Here is a 23,136-nt window from a genome sequence, read left to right on the forward strand (position 1 = left end):
TTCTCCTCTTCAATAGGCAAGATCTTGCTCATTGCTTTGCTATCAAATCAGCAGAATCTTGCTCATTCTTGATGTGTCTCTGTGCTTAGGTCAATAAATACAATAACTTAAAAGTTGGCATTTCAATTGCTCTAGGGAATTTGTTGTTAATAAAGATTTAACATGATGTAAATCCCCAATCGTGAAACGACTACACGGAGAGTAATAATGAAAATGAATAAGCTGGTAAAAGCTTTGGCTGTCGCTGTGACTTCTTTTGGTATTGCGGCTAACGCTGTGGCAGAGGACCGTAGCTACATTCTTGCTACGGCATCGACAGGTGGTACTTACTACCCTGTGGGCGTAGCGTTGGCGACGTTAAGCAAAGTGAAATTGGCACCAAAGCACCACTTCTCCCTTTCTGCAATCAGCTCTGCGGGCTCTGGTGAAAACGTCAAACTGCTGAACGAGAACGAAGCACAGTTCGCAATTCTACAAGGTCTTTACGGTGCTTGGGCTTGGTCTGGTGAAGGTCCTTATGAGAAGAGCGGTCGTCAAGAACAACTGCGTTCAGTCTCTATGCTGTGGCAAAACGTTGAGCACTTTATTGTTCGCTCTGACCTAGCAAAAACTGGCACAGTGACTGACCTGAACAACCTAGATGGCAAGAAGTTCTCTATCGGTAAGAAGAATTCTGGTACTGAGAACTCTGGTCGCCAAATCATGAAAGGTCTGAAAGTAGACCCTGATAAATTCAACCTTGCTTACATGGGCTACGGTGGCAGCGCGAGCGCACTTCAAAACGGCACCATTGACGGCATGAACACGCCTGCAGGCGTACCTGTAGGTGCGGTCACTCAAGCTTTCGCTGCGTTGGGTAAAGACATTTCGATTCTTTCGTTTACTGACGAACAAATCAAAGAGGCGAATGGTAACTACAACCTATGGACGAAGTACGAGATCCCAGCGAACACGTATCCTGGTCTAGATAAGCCGATAACTACCATTGCACAGCCGAACTTCTTGGCTGTTCGTGAAGATATCTCGGAAGAAGACGTTTACCAGCTAACCAAAGCGATCTACGAGAACCTGCCTTTCTTACAAGGTATCCACAAAGCAACAAAAGCAATGGCGATTGAGAAAGCGATCGCTGGCTTACCAGTGCCTCTTCACCCAGGCGCGGCGCGTTACTATAAAGAAATGGGCATCGAAATCCCATCAGACCTAATGGCGAAATAACGCTAACTTGGCCCCGAGTTTTGGCTCGGGGCATTTTATCCCTACCGATTTCTAAGATGGAAAAAGCCGCCAGAGCTTGGAGTATGAGATGAGCGACTCAATAGAAAAGGAATTGCAGAAGTTTGAGCTGCCCACGCGCACTGATTTTCCGTGGGTAACCACCACAATTACAGTGTTTGGCGTGGTGTTGTCTGCTTTGCACATTTGGTTTAATACCTTATCGACGTTACCAGAGTTATGGATTTCCGCGACCCACTTTGCTGGCTTTGCGGTGATTTGTGCGCTTTGGTACCCGGCTCATATCTCTCTCAAGCAGAGTAAGATTGCACTCGGTATCGATGTGTTAATTGCCATGGGCGCGGTCGCGTGTTTACTCTACATTCCCTATGCTGAAGATGCGCTCTACGAGCGTGGTGTTAAGTTCGTGACCAGCGATTGGGTCTTTGCCATCATGGCAATTTTAATTGTTATTGAATTGATTAGACGCACCATGGGCTGGTTTATTCCAGTGCTGATTGTGGTGTGTTTGAGTTACGTTGTGCTTTGGGGTAAGTGGGCGACAGGTATTTTCCACTTCCCGGGTTTGAGCATGGAAACCTTGCTCTACCGCAGCTTTTATTCTTCTGAGGGCATGTTTGGCTCTATCTCGCGCATCAGTTGGACTTTCGTATTCATGTTCATTCTGTTTGGTGCGTTTCTTGTTCGCTCTGGTGTTGGTGATTACATCATTAATGTGGCTCGTGCTGCGGCTGGCAAAATCATTGGTGGTCCGGGTTTTATCGCAGTGATTGGCTCCGGTTTGATGGGCTCAGTATCGGGCTCTAGTGTGGCCAATACGGTTTCCACCGGTGTTATCAGTATTCCTTTAATGCAAAAAGCAGGTTTCCCTTCGCGCTTTGCGGCGGGGGTTGAAGCTGCGGCGTCGACAGGTGGTCAGTTGATGCCACCAGTGATGGGCGCGGGTGCTTTCATCATGGCGTCTTACACACAAATTCCTTATGTTGATATCATTGCGGTTTCTTTCATTCCTGCTCTTATCTATTTCTTGTCTGTGGCGTTCTTTGTGCGTATCGAAGCCAAACGCAGCGGGGTTCAAAAAATCACGACCAGCGATGAATCATTACTTAAAGTGCTGATCAGCGGTTGGCACAATCTTATCCCACTGGCGGTTTTGGTTACTTTATTGGTTCAAGGCTTTACACCGACTTACGCTGCTGGTTTGTCGATCATTTCTGTGGTGGTGGCTTCTTGGTTCTCGAAAGATCACAAGATGGGACCAAAAGCGATCATCGAAGCACTTTCGCAAGGTGCGAAAAACATGGCGACAACAGCCGTATTGCTGGTGGGTATTGGTTTGGTGATCAACGTGATCAGCACAACGGGCATCGGCAACACATTCTCATTGATGATCGACGGTTGGGCGAATGGCGACTTGTTCATCATGATCGTTCTGATCGCGCTCGCTTCTCTTGTTTTGGGTATGGGTTTACCTGTGACAGCGGCGTATATTGTATTGGGTACACTGTCTGCCCCAGCGCTTTACAAGTTGATTGCGGAAAACCAATTGCTTGAATTGATGGTGTCAGGTCAATTGCCTGAACAAGCAAAAGCCATCTTTATGTTGGCGGCGCCAGAAAAGCTGGAACTGCTTAATGCACCAATGGCGTTGGAAACCGCGAAAGAAATGGTGGCGCTAGTACCTGCGGACTTTATGGAGACGCTACTAGAGCAAAGTTTGGGTATGGAAGCAGTAGGTTTGGCATTGCTGGCTGCTCACCTCATCATCTTCTGGTTATCGCAAGACAGCAACGTAACACCACCAGTGTGTTTGACCGCTTTTGCAGCAGCAACCATCGCCAAAACACCGCCAATGCGCACCGGTTTGATGGCGTGGAAAATCGCCAAAGGTTTGTATCTTGTACCGCTACTTATTGCCTACACAGGCTTAGTTAGTTGGGATGTGACGTCGGTAATTACCGTGGGCTTCTTCGCCATCATCGGTACCTATGCATTGATTGGTGCGATTGAAGGCTACTTGGAAGGTCCACTAAACATTCTGATGCGTCTTGTGTTGATTGTGGTGGGTACATTGCTGGTTTGGCACGACATCCCAATGTTGGTTCGTGTAGCAAGCTGCGCAGTATTTGTCGCGATTTTTATTTACAGTGGTCGCAAGTTCAAATTGCAACAATCTCAACTATCGGTTTTATAAGAGGTCGTATGAAATCAGTCTATGACTACATCATTGTTGGTGGCGGTATCGTTGGCGTGTCGACGGCATGGCAACTGCAGCAACGTCACCCTGACAAATCCATTTTATTGGTTGAGAAAGAGTCCGGCTTTGCTAAGCATCAAACTGGACACAATAGCGGCGTGATTCATGCTGGGGTGTACTACGCTCCGGGCAGTTTAAAGGCGGACTTTTGCAAGCGCGGGGTAGAGCGAACCATTTCGTTCTGCGCTGAGCACGATATTCCGGTGGAGAACTGTGGCAAGTTGCTGGTTGCGACCAACGAGCAAGAAGTCGAACGCATGAATGCCCTCTATGAGCGCTGCCATGTCAACGGCATCGACGTAAAGCTACTCGATGAAGTTCAACTCAAGCTGGCTGAGCCAAACATCACTGGCTTGGGCGCGATTTATGTCAAAACCACCAGTATTGTCGATTATCGTTTGGTCACTGAGCAGATGGCGGAAGAGTTCCAAAAGCTCGGCGGGCAAATTAGCCTGAGAACTAAAGTGGTGGCTGCCGAAGAGAAGGATGAGGAAGTCCAACTGACCTGCATTTCAGACGGTCAAACCATGCAGCTCAATGCCAAATTCTTGATCACTTGCAGCGGCTTGATGGCGGATCGCATGACTAAGATGATGGGTATTCCAACTGACTTTCAGATCATCCCTTATCGTGGTGAATACTACCGCTTAGATAGCAAACACGACCAAGTGGTGAATCATCTTATTTATCCAATTCCCGACCCTGATTTGCCATTCTTAGGTGTCCACCTAACTCGCATGATTGATGGCAGTGTGACCGTTGGTCCAAATGCGGTGCAAGGCTGGAAACGAGAAGGGTACGACAAGGTTAACTTTAGCCTGCAAGATACCATGCAGATGCTTAGTTTCTCCGGTTTCTGGAAGGTGACACAAAAGCATTTTAAAACCGGATTGGATGAGTTTAAGAACTCTTGGTGGAAGCCGGGCTATCTCAAGTTGGTCAACAAATACTGCCCAAGCATCAAGGTGGAAGATCTCAAACCATATCCTGCGGGTATTCGTGCGCAAGCGGTGTTATCTGATGGCACTTTGGTTCATGACTTCTTGTTTGCCGAAAGCGCCAGAAGCCTGCATGTTTGCAACGCACCCTCTCCCGCAGCGACATCTGCAATGCCCATTGGGGAGTACATTTGCGATAAGGTGAATGAGAAGATAGAGGCGAAAACCGAGACGGTTTAACAGTAGAAAGCCAAACCAAAAGTACACCAGAGATGACTCTGTTTGTTGAGTAATTAGTGTCGGGTGTGCCGGAAGTTTGGCTTTTACTTTGGTGATTGGATAATTTCCTTCTTATGATATTTGGGTTTATTAGGAGAGGGATGGATGAAATTAGGTTTAGCCAATTACAACGTAGGTGTTGTTAAGCATGATCCTGCATGGCGACAGGATTTTGCACGCAGCCGATCTGAACTGGCGTTAGTGACGGAGATGATGTCAACTCAAATCGAGCATATTGGCAGTACTGCCATTTTGGATATGCCTGCCAAACCTATTATCGATATGGTACTAGGTATTGCGCACTTTCCTCATGTTTCTCTAAAACTTTCTTTGGTGGAACAAGCTGAAATTACCATCGAAAAATATACGGATGCTAAGGCAAACTTCGTACGTAAAGTCATAAATGAGTTGAAGACAAAATGAAGAAACGGCTTGGATTCATTTTACTTTGTAGTGCATTTCATTCTTTTGCGTATCAACTGCATGAGCGCGACGAGAGCTATGTATTAATCGGTCATGAGCTCAGTGCTGGCTATATCGTTTATGTACCAGGCTCTATGGAAGCAGAAATTACCAATGTGTTTAAATTTGATTGTGAAGGCAGTCGTGTTGAAGCTGTGAAAATTGGTAGCGAGATTAATAACGCTGCGACATATGGCGAGCATCTCCAATACTATTTCTTTCTCGTGAGAGATCATCAGTTTCACGTTCCTCTAAGAATTATTGAATCTTTTAAAACGGTTGATAAAAAGTCAAAAGAGGTTCTATCAGAACATTTACCTTTCACAAAGCATGATGACCTTGGGTTAGCTTGTGATTTGATTAGACCTCAGGTTAAAAGCTATTACTTTTCCCAAGCTTTTGAAGTGATACCTAAACATACCCACAGTAAAGGCGACTGACTCAGTCGCCTTTACTGTTTTGACTGTAGAGCTGTAGTGTTTATTGCTCTTTGGAGCAAAGCTCACCTTTCTTGGCGTGTCTTTCGATCATGTAATCGCCTCGGGCACTGTGCAGGACTATCGCGTTCCAGACTTGGCCATCTTGCAACTCGAACTCAAATGCATAATGGGTGCCGCCGACCATTTTCGTTCTCACCTCATGAATTGCTTTCAATTTATCATCGGCATTCATTTGATAAAGCACCATGTTGAGTGAGCGTCTGGCGTCAGGAGTTGCTTCAGCAACTTGCCAATGGCCCTGCTCTTCTGTTGCGGAGCAAATAGACCGCATTTTACTTTTCATGGTGGATGACATCTGCTTGTCTACGGCCAATGCATTTGGTGAAAACAGTGGAACCGTCAAAGGAATCAAAGTTACCAGAAACCGCTTTAAGGTCATAAAAACACTCCGTTGTTTTACTCTTGCTTGAGTATAGACCTCAATGACTTCAGATGTGGTGCAGTAGACTCTTGGCCTACAATATCGCAGCTCGTATCAGCGAACTGACGATAAACAAGGCGACCACGCTTGCCAGCCAAATGCCAATGAACCACAAAATGGGTTTTAGTTTCATTAGTGATATCCCTCTCCACGTTTCATCTTACCGCGGAAAACCCAATACGAATAAGCCGTGTAGGCTATGATCAGAGGAAGTAATACCACCGCACCGGCAAGTAAAAATGCCAAACTTTTATCTGGCGCGGCGACGTCTTGATAAGTGAGTGCGAATGGGACCAAGTAAGGAAATGTACTGACACCGAAACCCATCGCGGAAACAAGAAACAGGCCGATGGCAAGTACATAGGCACGAACAGCTTTGTGGTCGAGTAAGGCTTTGAATAGCTGCCAAATGAGTGCCGCTGCAATAACTGGTAAGATGAAAAACAGCAGCGAGTTTGGTAATGAGAACCAACGTTCAAAGACGATATGTTGGCTCAATGGCAACCACAAACTGGCGATGAATATACAGACTACCATTGCTAGCCCCCATCGTCGCGCGACCACGTAGTAACGCCCCATCAGCTCTTCTGGAAGCTTGATTAATAACCAGCATGAACCAAGCAGAATATAAGCACAAACAAGCGCCAAGCCACAAAATACGCTAAATGGCGAAAGCCAATCAAACCATCCACCTACGTATGCTCGTTCACTAACTTCTATACCTTGGAGCAGGGTTCCAAGCATAATGCCTTGCATCAATGCCGCGGTGAGTGAACCAATGAAAAAAGCGCTATCCCATAAAAACTTTCCGCGTTGTGTTCGGAAGCGATACTCAAAAGAAACCCCGCGCAGAATTAACCCGAGCAGCATTAAAATCAGGGGAGCATAGAGTGCTGGCATAATGACCGCGTAGGCGAGGGGGAACACGGCAAAAAGCCCACCACCGCCAAGAACTAACCAAGTTTCATTACCATCCCAAACAGGAGCGATGCTGTTCATCATCATGTCGCGCTCTTCATCGTCATTAGCGCTGAGGAATAGGATACCAATACCGAGATCAAAGCCATCTAACACGACATAAATCAGAACGGCGAGCCCAATCAAAGCGTACCAAATTAATGCGTAATCCATGAGCTAGCCTCCTAGGTTAGATGGTTAGAGTGTGTGATGGCATCGGTTTTCGTGCCATCAGGAAGTCGGCTGTCTAAGCCTTCTTCATAACGAGTTGGAGATTTGCGCATCAAACGCAGTAGATAGAAGAAGCCTGCTCCAAAAACCACAAAGTAAACCACGATGAACGCCGTCAGGGAGACGCTCACCGCGGCGGCATCAATAGGCGATGCCGAATTGGCTGTGGTTAAAAGACCGTATACGGTGTAAGGCTGGCGACCGACTTCGGTGGTTATCCAGCCTGCTAAAACTGCAATGAACCCCGCTGGGGCAAACAGGACACAAATACGTTGAAGTGCCCTTGAATCAAAAAGTTTGCGACGTTTTCTTAGCCATAGGCTCCACAAACCAATAACAAGCATGCCAAAACCAAGCGCGACCATTACTCGGAAAGACCAGAAAACGATAGAGACAGGAGGGTGTTCCTCCTCTGGAAAAGCATCTAATCCCTTCACTTCACCGTTGAGGTCATGAGTTAAAATCAAACTACCGAGTTTGGGGATTTCCAGTGCGTATTCCATACGTTTTTCTTCATCGTTAGGGATACCGAAGAGGATCAATGGCGCGCCTTGGTGAGACTCATAGTGCCCTTCCATCGCGGCGACTTTGGCGGGTTGATGTTCAAGGGTGTTTAATCCATGCATGTCTCCAGCAACGATTTGAATTGGTGTCACGATGGCAGCCATCCACATTGCCATCGAGAACATAATTCTGGCTAGAGGGTTATGGTTTGCTTTTAATAAGTGATAAGCGGCAATGCCCGCTACAACAAAGGCGGTAGTGAGGTAAGCGGCGAGCAACATATGGACGAGCCGATAAGGGAAGGAAGGGTTGAAGACAATCGCCCACCAGTCTTCTGGGATAAACTGTCCGGCTTCGTTGATACTATAGCCCGCTGGTGTTTGCATCCAACTATTAACCGAAAGTATCCAAAACGCAGACAAAAACGTCCCGAATGCAACAATACAAGTCGCGGCGAAGTGAAGCTTCTTACCTACCTTATCCATACCGAAAAGCATCACGCCTAAAAACCCCGCTTCGAGGAAAAACGCAGTAAAAACTTCATAGCCCATTAGCGGGCCTAGGATTGGGCCTGTTTTGTCGGCAAATACGCTCCAGTTGGTCCCGAATTGATAGCTCAACACGATGCCACTCACCACACCCATACCAAAACTGATGGCAAAGATTTTGAGCCAGTATTTATAGATCTGCATGTACTGTTTGTTGCCCGTTTTTAAGTACAAGCCTTCTAACACGGCGAGGTAACTTGCTAAACCAATCGTAAACGCTGGAAAAATGATGTGGAAAGAGACAGTAAAGGCAAATTGGAATCTGGCTAAATCGATGGCGAGTGTGTCCATGGGCATTCCCTTTTAAGTTTCGAATTAACAGTTCGCCGAATTAGAAGAGATGAGGGAAGAGCGACGAACAAAATGGAATACGAAGAAGGAAAGCTAAGAGATTAAAAAACGATCGCTTTTTACGGCAGTGCGTACCATCTTTTAGATAAAGGAGGAGTTGTTATGAGCCTTAAACACTACTTTGAGAAAGCGACACCTAAGTTTGGCCCTGGTGGGAAGTATCACAAGTTCTATCCATTGTTCGAAGCTGTCGAAACCATTTTTTACACGCCTGGTAAGGTTAACCAGGGCATGACTCACGTTCGAGATAGCATCGATTTAAAACGTATTATGATCATGGTGTGGCTGGCGGTCTTCCCTGCCATGTTCTGGGGTATGTACAATATAGGTCAGCAGTCCAGCGATGCTTTGTTGTATGGAATGGAGCAAGCCTCAGCTCAGCAAGCGCTGGCTTCTTCGTGGCAACTGAGTTGGGTATGGGGCTCGTTAGATGCGGTTTCACAAGCGGGGTGGGTAAGTAAAATGTGGCTTGGTGCTACTTACTTTCTACCCGTTTATGCGGCGGTGTTTATCGTTGGTGGTTTTTGGGAAGTTCTGTTTGCTATTGTGCGCAAGCATGAGGTGAACGAAGGTTTTTTTGTCAGCTCTATACTCTTTGCACTGATCCTTCCTCCGACAATTCCACTGTGGCAAGCGGCTTTAGGTATCACTTTCGGTATTGTTGTGGCGAAGGAGATTTTCGGTGGTACGGGGCGAAACTTCCTAAACCCAGCTTTAGCAGGGCGCGCATTCTTATACTTTGCCTATCCTGCCAACATGTCTGGCGGGGCTGTTTGGGTCGCGGCTGATGGTTACTCTGGCGCTACTCCACTTAGCCAATGGTATGAAGGTGGGCAAAGTGCCTTGATAAATAATATGACGGGAGAGCCAATTTCATGGGGAGATGCTTTTGTTGGTAATTTACCAGGCTCGATGGGTGAAGTCTCCACGTTGTTGATCGCACTAACAGGCTTGGTTCTCATCTTTATGAAGATAGCGTCGTGGCGAATCGTTGCGGGCGTGTTGGTTGGTTTAGTGGCGGCTTCATTACTATTGAATGCGATCGGTTCGGACTCTAACCCAATGTTCTCCATGCCGTTTTACTGGCACTTCGTGATTGGTGGGGTCGCGTTTGGTACCTTCTTTATGGCGACAGATCCCGTCTCGGCGGCTTTTACCAATGGCGGTAAATGGGCATACGGACTATTAATCGGTGTGATGACGATTTTTATCCGAGTGCTGAACCCAGCTTATCCAGAAGGCATCATGTTAGCGATTCTATTTGCTAACTTATTCGCGCCACTTTTCGATTATTTAGTCAAAGAAAGTAATATCAAACGCAGAATGAAAAGGGCGAGACCTTCTTAAAATCTTAAAATGAGGGTGACTTCACTGAAAGTTGATTGAAAACTGCACTATATTGAAAAGGTCAGAAACATGGGGTTTCTGGCTTTTTATTTTTATCAGGAGGACGAAGACGATGAGAATAAAGGATATTCTCGATAGCCGTTTGGTGCTGTCGTTCTGGTACAACCTAGACTACTGCTTATCTCTTCTTAGTAAAATCTCTTCTCGTTGATTTCCTCAATGCAACCGCATTGAAAAGCATTTTATCTATTTGTTTTTTAGTCTTACGTGATAGCGCGTAGGACAATGCGTATAAGGAAATTAACAATGAAACGTATTCCAGAACCTTTCCGTATCAAAATGGTTGAGCCAATCAAAATGACCACTTTGGCAGACCGTGAAGTCGCGTTAAAAGAAGCGGGTTATAACCCATTTCTTCTTCGTAGTGATGATGTTTATATCGATTTGCTGACTGACTCTGGCACTGGTGCCATGAGCGATAATCAGTGGGCTGGCATCATGATGGGGGATGAATCCTATGCGGGTAGCCGAAATTACTACAACCTATGTGATGCAGTGGAGCACTTCTTCGGTTATAAGCTCACCGTACCTGCGCACCAAGGGCGTGGTGCCGAGCAAATTTTGTTCCCAGCTTTGATTGAGCGTATGCGTCAGGTGCGTGGTGGTGAAACGCCAGTATTTATCTCGAACTACCATTTTGATACCACCGCGGGTCACATTGAACTCAATGGCGGTAAAGCGATTAACGTGGTAACGGAAGAAGCATTCGACACCACTACGCCTTATGATTGGAAGGGCAATTTTGATATCGATAAGCTGGTGGCAACAATTGAAACGCACGGTTCGCATAACATTTGTGCGATTATCACCACGATTACTTGTAATAGTTCCGGTGGCCAGCCTGTGTCGATGGAAAACATGCGCACCGTGTACGAAATCGCAACCAAGTACGATATTCCAGTGGTGATTGACTCGGCTCGTTACTGTGAGAACGCCTACTTTATTAAGCAGCGTGAAGAAGGGTACGAAGATAAATCGATTCTGGAAATCATTCGCGAGATGTATCAATACGGCGATATGCTCACCATGTCGGCTAAGAAAGACCCGATGGTAAACATTGGTGGTATGTGTTGTATTCGCGATCATAAAGAGTTGTTCCAAGCAGTGCAGACACGTTGTGTACCCATGGAAGGGTTTGTAACATACGGCGGTATGGCTGGGCGTGATATGGAAGCGCTCGCTCGCGGTTTGTATGAAGCGGCAGATGAAGATTTTCTTCACTACCGAATTAGCCAAGTTCAATACTTAGGTGAGCGCTTACGTGAAGGCGGTATTCCAATTCAATACCCAACGGGTGGTCACGCAGTGTTTGTGGATGCCGCTAAGATTTTGCCACATATTCCAGCGGATCAGTTCCCTGCGCAGGTATTGTGTAATGCTTTGTACTTGGAGGCGGGTATTCGAGCAGTAGAGATAGGATCGTTGCTGCTTGGTCGAGATCCGGAAACGGGTAAACAAAAAGCGTCAGAGCTTGAGTTGATGCGTTTGACCATTCCACGTCGTGTCTATACAAACGATCATATGGATTACATTGCGGATGCGATTATCGAACTGAAAAATCGTGCACATGAGTTAAAAGGGCTCACTTTCGAGTACGAGCCACCAGTGCTGCGCCACTTTACTGCTCGGTTTAAAGAAATCGATTAATTAAGGTTTGAATATAGAAAAACAAAAGGCCGCGAGTTTCGCGGCCTTTTTCGATTTGTTTCTTAGCGTTACAGTTACGCCAACTCTAATGAAATGCGAACGAACTGATCGTCCTGGTACTGCACTTCATAATTGAATGTACCACTGGCGTAAATGCTGCCAAGGAAAAGTGAGCGTTGACTCATTGGTCCACGGAACAGCATCGAAATAGGAGCGATTAGGGCGTTATTATCATCGAAGTGCTGATTTAAGTTCTCAGAAAGCACACACAGCAAACAGCCGTGTTGGTCGTGAGATAAGTCGACGTCTTCCGGTCGAGATAATAATACGGTAGTCCCCAACTTCTTCTCAATCTCGTTAATCAACAGCAAGTAGCTATCTAGATCAGGTTGAGGGTTACTTGGTTTATCTGCACCCACGCAACGTTCGAGTAACGCTTCCAGATTTCCGTTCTCGCCTTTTGCCTGTTGAGTCAAAGACTTTAACGGCTTTTTAATCAGCTTATAGCGATTACTCTTCAGTTTTGGCTTCAGCCATTTCTGCAGTAAGTCGTTACGCTCTTTAAGGGAGAGACCATGTGAGGACGCGTGAATTTTAAAGTGCAGGTGTAATAAAGCGTGAACCGCAAGCTCACTCAGAAGTTGGTTAGCATCTGTAGACTGTCTTGCCTGCTTAGAACTTTGCATTACACTCGAACAAAATTAGGGAAGAAGGATAATGGTGCCGAGAGAGGGACTCGAACCCTCACACCAAAGGCACTAGCACCTCATGCTAGCGTGTCTACCAATTTCACCATCTCGGCATCATGATGCTCTGAATACTCAGAGGCCTCGAAAGAAGCAACGCGAATTGTATAACCAAAATCCACCTGTTGGCGAGAGCAAAATGACGAATTTTGGCTCTTTCGAGTTTGATTGCGTATTTATTGGTCACTTTTGCGTTTTTTACCATCAAAGTCTGTCCTTATGCCCTTACTTTTATTAACAGTATGACGACAAAAGAACGTTTTTGCCTAAATTTTGAACGCTTGAACGTTTGCGTAAATAAATGTGATGAATATCTCTTTTTGTTGGCTATACTTGCGTCCCGTTTAAGCGGGAATTAGGGTTTAGTTGTTCAGGACCCTTACCCATACAAGCCGTCACATGGAGCAGGCCAAGCAATGCGCTCGCCAGCAGTGAATGACCCCACGGACCGGACCAGCTACGTTCAATTGCTTGTATAAGGTAAAAATAAGATGTCGAACTATTCGTTCTGTCTACATTCTGGATCTGAAGGCGAGTTATCACTCGCTGCGTTGTCCCTTTCTTCTGCCAATTCCTTTGGCTCTTTTTTCTTTTTCAACGTTCAGTAGGTCCAGCTCATGAGTGTTCTATTTAGTCTATTTGGTATTGTTGCACTGCTAGGTTGTGCTTTCCTACTTTCTGAGGGCCGTTCTTCCATTAATTGGAAAACCGTATCTCGCGCCTTGATGCTACAAATGGGATTTGCTGCCTTAGTGCTTTATTTCCCGTTAGGTCAGGCGGCGCTGGCGAGTTTAAGTAATGGTGTCGCGGGGCTACTCAGCTTTGCTGATGAGGGGATTAAATTCCTCTTTGGTGACCTCGCTTCTTCTGGCTTTATCTTCGCTATTCGTGTCCTTCCTATCATCATCTTCTTCAGTGCTCTTATCTCCGCCCTTTACTACTTGGGCATTATGCAAAAAGTGATTCAATTTATTGGCGGTGCTATCCAGAAGTTCTTGGGCACCAGCAAAGCAGAGTCTCTGGTTGCAACAGGTAACATTTTCTTATCTCAAGGCGAGTCCCCACTTCTTATTCGTCCATTTCTTTCGAACATGACTCGCTCTGAACTGTTTGCTGTGATGGCTGGTGGTATGGCTTCAGTGGCGGGCAGTGTGCTTGGTGGTTATGCCGGTTTAGGTGTTGACCTAAAATACTTGATTGCGGCAAGCTTTATGGCAGCTCCAGGTAGTTTGATGATGGCAAAAATCATTGTTCCTGAACGCCAAACGCCAAGCGATTACAACGATATTGAGCTAGATAAATCAGAAGAAAGCAACGTTATTGATGCGCTAGCAAGCGGTGCCATGGGCGGTATGAAAGTGGCCGTTGCTGTTGGTACCATGCTTATCGCTTTTGTTAGTGTTATCGCGATGGTGAACACGGGACTAGAAAACTTAGGTGACATACTTGGTTTCTCTGGTGTGACGCTACAAGCGATTTTTGGTTACTTGTTTGCACCTCTAGCGTGGTTGATTGGTGTGCCAAGCCACGAAATCCTTGCTGCGGGTTCATACATTGGTCAGAAAGTGGTGATGAATGAGTTTGTCGCGTTCATCGATTTTGTACAGCACAAAGCGACGCTCTCTGAGCATACTCAAGTCATCATCACTTTTGCGTTGTGCGGCTTTGCAAACATTGGTTCAATTGCGATTCAGCTGGGTTCTATCGGCGTGATGGCACCTGAGCGCCGCAAAGATGTAGCAAGTTTAGGCCTAAAAGCGGTTGCTGCTGGCACACTCGCTAACCTGATGAGTGCGTGTTTAGCGGGTATTTTCATCTCGCTCTAATTTAGATTGAAGATGCGCACTAAAAACCCGCCTAAATGGCGGGTTTTATTATTTCTAAGGCTTAGGTATTAAGCCGTAGGGTATTGATTTAAAAGCGTCAGGGTGCTCTTGATAAGTTGGCGCTTTATGTACCCCTTTCCAATCGAGCAGCATGATGGCTAGCACGTTACGGTGCTCGCCGTACTTGAGATCAAAACTCCCATCGACCGATGGAATCATCCCTTTTTCAGCGTTGATTGCGTGACGAATGGCTTGGCGGGTTTTCTCGACGACCGGATCGTGATCCAAGCCTGCTAACAAAAACGAAATGCCGACTTCTGCAATTACGTCTTCTTTGGCGCGTAGTAGGATAGTGTCGATGTTGTTGCGAAAGTAATCATAAATCCATTGGTGTTTCTTTTCGCTTACTCGTTCTTGATAGTACTGTGAGTCGGCAAAGATGATGTGCGTCATACCATAGAGTTTATTCCAATACTGCTGAGCTGAGAGCATCTTATCTTTATCGTCAGGGTAGGTGTTACGGAAGGTTTGAGTGAATTCGTCGACCACATCTTGCTCGCCTAGCTGGCGAAGCCAGTAGACTTGGTTTGCGAGCTGAGCTGCCCACGCCTCTATCATTTCTTTGTCCGTAACGTAACGCGAGAAATCGTAGCGCCTCAGGATCTTTCTTAGCGTCTTGTCTTGCTTATGTTTCAGACCATATTCGTTTGCTCTTGCCATTGCGCCAAGCAAATCCACGCCAAGATAAAGATATTCAGGATGGTGTTTAGTGACGGTATAGCGTCGTTGCCCTCGCTCACTTTCTTTCTCTTGATACGCGGTCAGTCTTTGTGATGAATAAAGAATAATGTCTTCAGGTTCAACGACTTCATTAGCAAATCGGTTTAATCGGCTAGCTACTTGTGCCATGTCGGTCCAAACGGCAGCGTGATATTTCTCATCTAACGTCTGGCGGTACATGCGTAAGCCAAAGTGCCCCTCTTTAAACGCAGGTAAAGTGAACAGTTCCTGCTCGTAGGTACTACGAATCAACTGTGCTGATTGAGCATTATCTAGGAGCGGTATCTCTTCTTGTGATGCCTGAACAGCAAAGGTAAGTGAGCAAGAGAGTAAGACCGTTAAGCTAAGAGGTTTGATACGCATAAATCCATTCCCTATGAAGTCCTGAATCTAAACCTACCATCAATATTAATTAAGAATGTAAAAGCTGAGTCAATAGTTAAAAATCTGTCGAAAAGTCAGATTGATACGTTCACCTTTGGTTTTCGCGGTTTTTGGTACACAGTGTTTCCAGTGATGTTGGAGCTCGCCAGCCATAACCAGTAAGGAGCCGTGAGAAAGCTCATACTCAATCTCAGTTTTACAATGTAAATTTCTGAGCAAAAATCGACGTGTTTCACCTAAATTCAAAGAGGCGATAACCGGGTTTCTACCTAGCTCTGGTTCATTGTCTTGGTGCCAGCCCATCGAATCTTGGCCGTGTCGGTATAGGTTGGCAAGTACAGAGTTGAAGGCTACATCCGCAATCGACTCACAGCGCACTTTGAGCTGAGTTAACTCAGGAGTCCAAGGGTGAGGCTGCATGGTCAAGCCAGAGTAAGTATATGCTGCATCACCATGCCACGCTTGTAAACGAGGTTGAAGTACTGACTTGCCGAACATGGTAATGCGCTCTTGATGCCATGGCAGTGTTTCCAGAAGTTGGTCAAAGTAGTGATCCGCTTCTAGATGGCTAAGAAAGTAAGGATCGTAATAGAGTTTACCCCTTTCTACTTCTTGCCACTGAGTACCGCCAAATAAATCGCCTTGTTGATGCATCATCTCATACCTAAAACATAAAAAATTTTAATCACTGTTACCTTTCCGATTGGGATTGGTTATTCTTGTGATAATAAGAATTTTAACAATAAATAAAAATCTCGTAACGATATACGAGTTGTGGGGAGAAAATGCGTTATTTACCCAGAAAGCGATGCTATTTTGCATTGTTCTTCCTCAGTTTTTTCGCTTTATGCGTTGGGGTTATTGAGCTGTTGCATCGAAATCAGCAAGAGCTTCACCAAGAGCGAGTTCAAGTTGAGGCCAAAGAGCAACTTTCCACCCTCCGTTCCAATTTGGAAGCGGTACTTATGGCGGATATCTATAAAGCCAGTACCTTGGCGACACTCATTACTTTACTGCCTAAAAATCAAGAAGACGAATTGAACATTGCGGCTCACCGCATCCTGAGCAAAAGCAAACATATTACGATCATTGGCATTGCGAAGAATGATGTTATCAGTCATATATTTCCCCGCCAAGGTAATGAGCGTTTAATCGGCCTCGATTACCGAACGGTGCCACAGCAGTGGGTACAGGTGCAAAAAGCTAAAGATATACAAGAAATATTTATAGCAGGACCTGTCAACTTGATTCAAGGCGGCAAAGGCTTGATCGTGCGGGTTCCGGTTTTTCTTGATCCACCGTTGAACCAAGATTATTGGGGTGTGATCAGTGCGGTGATTAATTTTGATGCTCTGATGCGAGAAACTGGCGTGATCGATTTTTCTTATCGCTACCCTTTGATGATTCGTGGTTACGACAGTGGCGGTGCTTTTGGTGACGTTTTCTTTGGCGCACTGAGTGAAACTAAAAAGCCATACGCGAAAGAAATGGTTCATTTTCCTTATGGTGGGTGGAGTATGGTGGTTTTCTCCGGAGACAAACTCGACCGTCAAATTCCTTGGCATCAGCTTTATTTAGCAAGGCTTATCGGTTATCCCATTGTTTTTGCACTGAGCCTCGCGCTTATTGCGATTTATCGCTTGTACACCATTGCGGATGATAGAGCACTGCATGATGAACTGACGCACTTACCAAACCGTCGCTATTTTATGAAGTTTTACAAGCAGCAGTTTGAAATAGCGAAACGTTACAAAAAGCGTTACAGCTTCGCCTTAATCAATATAGATCTGGATAGGTTTAAACATATTAACGATACCTATGGTCATGACGCAGGCGACAAGGTCTTAGTCGCTACGGCTGAGAGAGTGAAAAGCTCTCTGCGTAAATCAGATATTGTGGCCCGAATGGGAGGGGATGAGTTTTTAGTTGTCGTTCATAACCCTGGGACGGAAGAAAATGTTCAGTCTCTGCTACAAAAGCTCAGGTTAGCTTTATGTTCGACGCCCGTGATTTACGATGAAGCGCTCATCTACCTGAGAGCCAGCATTGGGTACGCGATATTTGATCCGGACATGTCATCTCCAGAGCAAATGATGAAAATAGCCGATGAGAGAATGTATCAACAAAAACATGGCGGATGAACCTGAGCCCAGTTTCAATCAGGGCTTTGGAGCAGTGGTAAGGTTAAGAATCCGAAATCTCACCATCATTTGGGTATAAGAATATATGACTTTACATGTTAATAGACTCTTTGCTGAGAGAGTCATTATTAGTAGTGCATGAAGTGGCATATTTGCATGTTGTTGCATTTTGCAAATGCAGTTTGCGAAATTTATGGTCAATAAAGCAACGATATGCATCTGGATCTATTAAAAAACGGCCTTTTTAAAGTTGGCACGCATCGTGCTTTATCTAGAGTGACCCTTATTAAGCCGAGGGTCACCTAGCCAACTGACGTTGTTAGTGAATACACATTGTTCACAAGTATATACCGCCAATCACGATTATTGTGATTGGCGTTTTTTCTTTCTAGAGACCAATAATATTCACGTCGTCACCTGTCTCATCGGCTTCTCCGCACTTACTGTAACAACTAGGCTGCCTTGGACAAACGGCCCCTCTTGAGCAGATTAGCCTAGCTTGCGTTTGAATACCTCGTTCTATCCAATTGATGTTTAATATCTTAGCGATGGTTGTTAAGTCTTTTTTGATGTGGGGAGGAATGACACTACTTCCGCCGGAAGCGACACAAAGTGACTTCAGCTCTTCCGCAATAGAAACCGCATCACCACCTTGTGCAGAAATCGCAGGGTTTAAATCTATCCCCGCGCATAACACTCGGTTGTTCCCCGCAGGGTCAAATACGTTGACTGATTCACAACAGTAAATACGTGGCTCGTCGCCCACATTCAAAATCGAAATTTGCGCTGAACTGGTATCCAAAGGTTGGGCTAGACGTCTAAATACGGCCCAATGTTGGCAAGGATCGTTCACTTTGCGCATATTGCCCCAAGGAAGCGGGATGCCATTTCCACGATATACCGCTTTCAACTTGCCCGGACCATAGGCATCAAAGTAGTGCCAATGAGGGTACGGAGAAACCACGGTCATACGACGCATCGCAACGGAAGGAGAAACGCCGGCCTTTTTGTGAACATCAATTTCGTAACCGGAACGGTCAAGCAACTGACGAAATGGTACTTTGGGGCAAAGCAAGGCACCAGCAAAAAAGCTGGACTCAAAATCGCGCCAAGCTTGTAGGATATCTTGCGAGTTGAGCTCAGAGTTGGAAACTGGGCTGTCCATTTGCTCCCAGTTGTTTTGATGCCCAATAGACAAAACGTTATTCATTGCATCACTGCTATGGAGCACGCGATGACCGATGTATACCGCCAAGTCATATTTCAATCGGGTTGGGTAGTCACGCATTCGTTTATTGAGATAAATGGTACCAGGTGGCTCCATAAAAGACGTAATCAACTGTTTGGCGCTGACGCCCAGTTCATCAATCACATCCTGTGGTGCTCGGTCTACCCAGCGAATATCCAACCCCATGCTTTTCGCAATATCTATCAGATCTTCTACCGATAGATTCAGGCGTTTCAAGCCGACCTCTTCGGCTGCGCGTTCTAAATCAGGAAAATGGTTTTGATGGTTCTCTTGGTGCGCACGGATCAACAAGTGGGCGAATTGACGTCCAGTAATACCTGTTTGAGACAACATCTCTGGAATCGCGATTTGGAGAATATCATTGGAGAACAAAAAGCTCGGCTCCAATGCCATACCGTTGATACCGCCACGATTCCCTTTGTTGGGTGTAATGGCTTCTAATTCCGGTTCATCATCTAAAAACCACGCAGGATCTTTTTGAAAAACTTCCGCGATTACTTCGAGCATATCAATACTCGGAACGCGTTTTCCGCGCTCTATCATCGAAAGGTAAGATACCGACGGTGCGTACTCAGGATTGATCCTTACACAGCGTGCAGATAAATCCTCCATAGTTAAATGGTTGTTTTTCCTTAGGTTGCGAATTTTCGTACCTAGAAAATGGGACTGACGAATAAGGCTTTTTGACACAGACATTTTGTAAAATTCACATTGTAAAATTTTTGTTGTGAAATTGTAGTCAATATTTCGCTAGTCTACATAATAAGCAGGCAAGGAAATTAACCATCAACTTCACAGAATTGCCTGAAACTTAAACGAAGGAATTAAGTTTTTACTCTAGGACGAGTTTTTTTAAGTGCGAGGATATGACGATGAATATGCTGAACTTCGATAAAAAAGAGATGCAACAACAACAACGCCCATTTATCGCTGAAGCTGTATTTGCCGTCGAAGCGGTAAGTGCTGAGCAGCAGAGCGAGAAGCAAGTAAAAGCGAAGCAACTACTAGACCGCATGTTCCCATTGGAGAACGGGTCGCACCAAGATGTATCAAGTTACGTAATTGATTACCGCCATATATTGGCTTACTTCAAAGACGGCACACACAGCGGCCTGAAAAGCCCAAAACACTTTGTGGCGTATACGGGTGAGAAAGAAGATCCAAAATCGATCTTGTTTAAAGACGATTCAGGTAACCACGTAGAAGTGCTATTTGGCTGTCACAAAGGCACCGGTTGTGTGGAGTTGATGGATATTGATGACATTCAACTGGAAACACGCACTACGTTTAATCCTGAACTAACGGGTAACGCGCCGACGGCGATGCGCCACTGGATCAGCTTAATCAAAGGCGACAAAAAAGGTAAGCCGATGGCATGCAGTGAAGATAAAGAATACACTGCGAAAAACGGTGACGACTATATTTTAAGCTACTGCTACAGTGTCGATTAAGATGTGAAGCGCCAGATAAATAGACCCCGCACTCAATAGTGCGGGTTTTTTATTCTATTTCGAAAAAGTCGGTCCTATTAACCAAGCTTACATAACAAGTTGCTTTAAATGGGCATCACGCGGTTACGACCGAGTTGTTTTGCCTCATAAAGTTGCTTATCGGCTTTATTGACCAGAGCTTCAGGCGTATCACCCACCTCATATTCTGCTACCCCAAAAGAAGCGGTAATGCTGTGAACTTGTGTACCAGAACGCTTATCTCTGATGCGCAGTTTTTCTATCATGCGGCGTAGTGTGTCTGCATATTGGCGAGCAATTCGCAGGGACTTATTGGGCACAATTAAAGCGAACTCTTCACCACCAAAACGATACGCGCATATTCCATCTCGACAGCTTTGTTGTAGTCGACGGGCAATGGCTTTTAGCACCGTATCGCCGAAAAGGTGGCCGTAATTGTCGTTAAATGACTTGAAATGGTCGATATCAAGCATGATCAAGGTCATTGCTTGATTTGATGCGATAAGCGAAGACAGATCTTTATCAAAAGCTCGACGGTTGTAAAGGTTGGATAGACCATCAAATAATGCGTCTTGCTGTACTGCAGCCAGCTGATTTTTGAGGCGAGAAATTTCTTCACTCGCATTAGTTAATTGGCTATTCAAAAACTTTGTCGAGTGACGAATTTCGTGTGACTCTGCGACAAGTTGACGAATCACCACCATCACTTCTTCAATACTTAAGCTGTTGTCTTCAACTTTTTCTAGCTTATTAAAACTTTTGTCTACCATTTCAGAAAAGGAAGAAGTATCTGAAAGTGTATCGCTCATCGAGCTGGACACTTCATGTAGCAGAACTTCTACATTGGTTCTAAGATCTTCAAGGCTAGTTTCTGCTTTACTGGCAACATAGTTGTTGTAAAGCTGTTTATTGGTTGCAGGCGGGCAGATACCGTAGTTTTCTAACACCGTATCCAACTCAAAGTTGAGTTCAGGAATGGTCTTGTCAACGTACGTATACCAAAGCGCATAGTTGGCTGGCGTGGCAGCAACATGATTTTTGATCATTAGTGGGACCGCTTTTTTCAAATTAGCGGTCGATTTTTTAAACTCGTCGGTCATTTCTGCGATGGTACTAGCAAAATGGAATTGGACTTAGATTAACGGATATTAACCAATATCGCTTTAATTTTTATCATTCTTGCATGGTTTATATAAAAAATGAGTGATTAAGACCGTTATCAATATCGCCAAATTTTAATTTTATAAAATCTTAGTATGAAACATGTGCAAACGATGTTTTGGTGTTAAGGGCTCTAAGATGACCAGCCAATCGGTTTAGTGAAATCGTCAGTAACCTAATGATCGTAAAGCTCTATTGCCCGTACAACAACGAGTGGAATAAAAGACTTAGCGCTTAGGCTATTTGCAACAAGAACGCGGGACTCCGAGTTTACAAAAAACGAGTTTACAAAAAGAGGGTGCGACTTGGATAAGAAAATAGGACTGTATTGGTTCACTAATGACCTGCGTTTGCATGACAACCCGCTGTTGATAGACGCTTGTGCAGAAATGGATGAGTTAATTTGTTTGTATTGTCGCCCATCGGTGACACCTTACTTGCAGCACTTTGCGCAGGAGACCTCTTTAGGGCGTGCGAAATTGCAGTTTCTCGAGGCATCGCTTAATGAACTTAATCAATCTTTAGCTAAATTGGGGCAACGATTATGGACGGTTGAACTGACGCCCTATCAAGCGATCAAATATGCCATCAGTCATTTCGGTATCACTCATATTTATGCTGATGCGTTTGCTGGTTCGGATGAGCAACAGGCTCTAGAGCGTGCAATTGAAGGCACTCCCCATGTGAACATCAAACAGCAAGCGATCCGCACTTTGTTGTGCGAAGAACAGTTGCCATTTGAATTAAGGCAACTGCCTGCGACCTTCACGAAATTTAGAAAGCAGGTCGAAGGTTTAGACCTCTCTCAACCTTACGAGAGCGTTCATGCTTTACCGCCAGAACCTTTAGGTATGAATTTTCCTACCGCCACGACATATTACTTTGACACCAAACCAGCATTTGATGGCGGAGAACTGAGCGGTCTTGAACATTGTCGACGCTATTTTGCTTCAAGTTTAGCGAGTGAATATAAACAGACGCGCAATGGGCTTGATGGGGTGGAGTATTCAACTAAATTTTCACCTTGGTTAGCTCATGGTTGCGTCTCTCCTACAATCATTTATGCCATGCTCAAACAATATGAGCGGAAGAACGGAGCAAATGATTCAACCTATTGGATCTATTTCGAGTTGTTGTGGCGGGAATACTTTTATTGGTACGCGAGAAAGTATCAACAGAAGTTGTTTCGATTTGGCGGTATCGCCAACCAGCCACCACTGACCAGTTTTTATGCGCAACGCTTTAAGCAGTGGAAGAAAGGCGAGACACCTTTTCCAATAGTTAACGCATGTATGCATCAGCTTAATAAAACGGGTTATATGTCTAACCGAGGGCGCCAACTGGTCGCGAGCTGTCTGGTTCATGAACTCGGACTCGACTGGCGCTACGGTGCTGCTTATTTTGAAACTCAGTTGATTGATTACGATGTCGGCTCTAATTGGGGCAACTGGCAGTATTTGGCTGGTGTTGGCGCTGACCCACGTGGCTCACGTCAGTTTAATCTAGAAAAGCAGACACAAACTTATGATCCAGATTTCTCATTTATCGACAAATGGCAGGGGAGATGCGTAGGCGTACATCTTGATAGTGTCGATATGGTGGATTGGCCGATTGCGCCAAAAAAAGAGAGCGGGAGATAACC

General features: G+C 45.3%; 20 protein-coding genes and 1 tRNA gene. 11 read left to right on the forward strand and 10 right to left on the reverse strand.

The window, feature by feature from the left end:
• Nucleotides 1-207: 207 nt before the first annotated feature.
• The 5 genes from ACWYVB_RS05000 (at nt 208) to ACWYVB_RS05020 (ending at nt 5,612) form a co-directional block, all read left to right on the forward strand.
• Complete coding sequence (locus ACWYVB_RS05000; protein ID WP_104970288.1) at nt 208-1,218, forward strand: TAXI family TRAP transporter solute-binding subunit; 1,011 nt, start codon at nt 208-210, stop codon at nt 1,216-1,218.
• A gap of 88 nt (nt 1,219-1,306) precedes the next feature.
• Nucleotides 1,307-3,430 carry a TRAP transporter permease gene (locus ACWYVB_RS05005; RefSeq protein ID WP_065645598.1) on the forward strand — a complete coding sequence of 708 codons (2,124 nt, stop codon included), beginning with the start codon at nt 1,307-1,309 and terminating at the stop codon, nt 3,428-3,430.
• A gap of 8 nt (nt 3,431-3,438) precedes the next feature.
• A complete protein-coding gene (gene lhgO, locus ACWYVB_RS05010; protein WP_395196051.1) occupies nt 3,439-4,671 on the forward strand; it encodes an L-2-hydroxyglutarate oxidase in 1,233 nt (410 codons plus the stop codon).
• 144 nt (nt 4,672-4,815) lie between these two features.
• Nucleotides 4,816-5,133 carry a GrpB family protein gene (locus ACWYVB_RS05015; protein ID WP_005393624.1) on the forward strand — a complete coding sequence of 106 codons (318 nt, stop codon included), beginning with the start codon at nt 4,816-4,818 and terminating at the stop codon, nt 5,131-5,133.
• Entirely contained in the window at nt 5,130-5,612 is a 483-nt protein-coding gene (locus ACWYVB_RS05020) for a hypothetical protein (protein WP_268979173.1), read from the forward strand. Before ACWYVB_RS05015 ends, ACWYVB_RS05020 begins: the two co-directional genes overlap by 4 nt.
• Before the next feature lie 40 nt (nt 5,613-5,652).
• Here ACWYVB_RS05020 and ACWYVB_RS05025 read toward each other — a convergent pair whose 3' ends face one another.
• The 4 genes from ACWYVB_RS05025 to ACWYVB_RS05040 all read right to left on the reverse strand — a co-directional run bounded on the left by ACWYVB_RS05025 (nt 5,653) and on the right by ACWYVB_RS05040 (nt 8,624).
• Entirely contained in the window at nt 5,653-6,051 is a 399-nt protein-coding gene (locus ACWYVB_RS05025) for a cystatin (protein WP_268979172.1), read from the reverse strand.
• 76 nt (nt 6,052-6,127) lie between these two features.
• Nucleotides 6,128-6,226 (reverse strand): DUF2474 family protein, encoded by a 99-nt coding sequence (locus ACWYVB_RS05030; RefSeq protein WP_080955913.1) that lies wholly within the window; start codon nt 6,224-6,226, stop codon nt 6,128-6,130.
• Nucleotides 6,226-7,224 (reverse strand): cytochrome d ubiquinol oxidase subunit II, encoded by a 999-nt coding sequence (cydB, locus tag ACWYVB_RS05035; protein ID WP_457528205.1) that lies wholly within the window; start codon nt 7,222-7,224, stop codon nt 6,226-6,228. Before cydB ends, ACWYVB_RS05030 begins: the two co-directional genes overlap by 1 nt.
• Nucleotides 7,225-7,235: 11 nt before the next feature.
• The gene (locus ACWYVB_RS05040; RefSeq protein WP_457528207.1) at nt 7,236-8,624 is read right to left on the reverse strand and encodes a cytochrome ubiquinol oxidase subunit I; all 1,389 of its coding nucleotides are present in this window, start codon (nt 8,622-8,624) and stop codon (nt 7,236-7,238) included.
• Nucleotides 8,625-8,786: 162 nt separating this feature from the next.
• On the opposite strand from ACWYVB_RS05040, the gene ACWYVB_RS05045 reads away from it, so the two are divergent.
• Nucleotides 8,787-10,031, forward strand: a complete 1,245-nt coding sequence (locus ACWYVB_RS05045; RefSeq protein ID WP_457528209.1) for an NADH:ubiquinone reductase (Na(+)-transporting) subunit B — start codon at nt 8,787-8,789, stop codon at nt 10,029-10,031.
• Between the two features lie 306 nt (nt 10,032-10,337).
• Nucleotides 10,338-11,738, forward strand: coding sequence for a tryptophanase (locus ACWYVB_RS05050; protein ID WP_457528211.1), 1,401 nt, complete (start codon nt 10,338-10,340; stop codon nt 11,736-11,738).
• 74 nt (nt 11,739-11,812) lie between these two features.
• Here the strand turns inward: ACWYVB_RS05050 and ACWYVB_RS05055 are convergent, their stop codons facing one another.
• Both ACWYVB_RS05055 and ACWYVB_RS05060 read right to left on the reverse strand, forming a co-directional pair.
• Entirely contained in the window at nt 11,813-12,424 is a 612-nt protein-coding gene (locus tag ACWYVB_RS05055; RefSeq protein WP_457528213.1) for a DUF2913 family protein, read from the reverse strand.
• Nucleotides 12,425-12,456: 32 nt separating this feature from the next.
• Nucleotides 12,457-12,540: transfer RNA gene (locus tag ACWYVB_RS05060), tRNA-Leu, on the reverse strand.
• Between the two features lie 561 nt (nt 12,541-13,101).
• On the opposite strand from ACWYVB_RS05060, the gene ACWYVB_RS05065 reads away from it, so the two are divergent.
• Nucleotides 13,102-14,310 (forward strand): NupC/NupG family nucleoside CNT transporter, encoded by a 1,209-nt coding sequence (locus tag ACWYVB_RS05065; protein ID WP_005393641.1) that lies wholly within the window; start codon nt 13,102-13,104, stop codon nt 14,308-14,310.
• Nucleotides 14,311-14,364: 54 nt separating this feature from the next.
• Here ACWYVB_RS05065 and ACWYVB_RS05070 read toward each other — a convergent pair whose 3' ends face one another.
• Together ACWYVB_RS05070 and ACWYVB_RS05075 are read right to left on the reverse strand one after the other, a co-directional pair.
• A complete protein-coding gene (locus ACWYVB_RS05070; RefSeq protein WP_457528214.1) occupies nt 14,365-15,453 on the reverse strand; it encodes a DUF3541 domain-containing protein in 1,089 nt (362 codons plus the stop codon).
• 69 nt (nt 15,454-15,522) lie between these two features.
• Nucleotides 15,523-16,128 (reverse strand): alpha-ketoglutarate-dependent dioxygenase AlkB family protein, encoded by a 606-nt coding sequence (locus ACWYVB_RS05075; protein ID WP_048624683.1) that lies wholly within the window; start codon nt 16,126-16,128, stop codon nt 15,523-15,525.
• Nucleotides 16,129-16,259: 131 nt separating this feature from the next.
• Here ACWYVB_RS05075 and ACWYVB_RS05080 point away from each other — a divergent pair, with 131 nt between their 5' ends.
• Nucleotides 16,260-17,615, forward strand: a complete 1,356-nt coding sequence (locus ACWYVB_RS05080) for a diguanylate cyclase (protein ID WP_457528216.1) — start codon at nt 16,260-16,262, stop codon at nt 17,613-17,615.
• Nucleotides 17,616-18,003: 388 nt separating this feature from the next.
• Here the strand turns inward: ACWYVB_RS05080 and ACWYVB_RS05085 are convergent, their stop codons facing one another.
• Nucleotides 18,004-19,560: a DUF3612 domain-containing protein gene (locus ACWYVB_RS05085; protein WP_080955914.1), complete on the reverse strand. Its 1,557-nt coding sequence runs from the start codon at nt 19,558-19,560 to the stop codon at nt 18,004-18,006.
• A 176-nt stretch (nt 19,561-19,736) separates the two neighbouring features.
• On the opposite strand from ACWYVB_RS05085, the gene ACWYVB_RS05090 reads away from it, so the two are divergent.
• Nucleotides 19,737-20,315, forward strand: a complete 579-nt coding sequence (locus ACWYVB_RS05090; protein ID WP_457528219.1) for a hypothetical protein — start codon at nt 19,737-19,739, stop codon at nt 20,313-20,315.
• Nucleotides 20,316-20,419: 104 nt separating this feature from the next.
• Here ACWYVB_RS05090 and gefA read toward each other — a convergent pair whose 3' ends face one another.
• Nucleotides 20,420-21,433 (reverse strand): diguanylate cyclase GefA, encoded by a 1,014-nt coding sequence (gene gefA / locus ACWYVB_RS05095; protein ID WP_268979165.1) that lies wholly within the window; start codon nt 21,431-21,433, stop codon nt 20,420-20,422.
• A gap of 366 nt (nt 21,434-21,799) precedes the next feature.
• Between gefA and ACWYVB_RS05100 the strand changes: the two genes are divergently transcribed.
• Complete coding sequence (locus tag ACWYVB_RS05100) at nt 21,800-23,134, forward strand: DASH family cryptochrome (protein ID WP_268979163.1); 1,335 nt, start codon at nt 21,800-21,802, stop codon at nt 23,132-23,134.
• Nucleotides 23,135-23,136 lie beyond the last annotated feature (2 nt).

The sequence above is a fragment of the Vibrio sp. JZG10 genome (genome assembly GCF_054064075.1).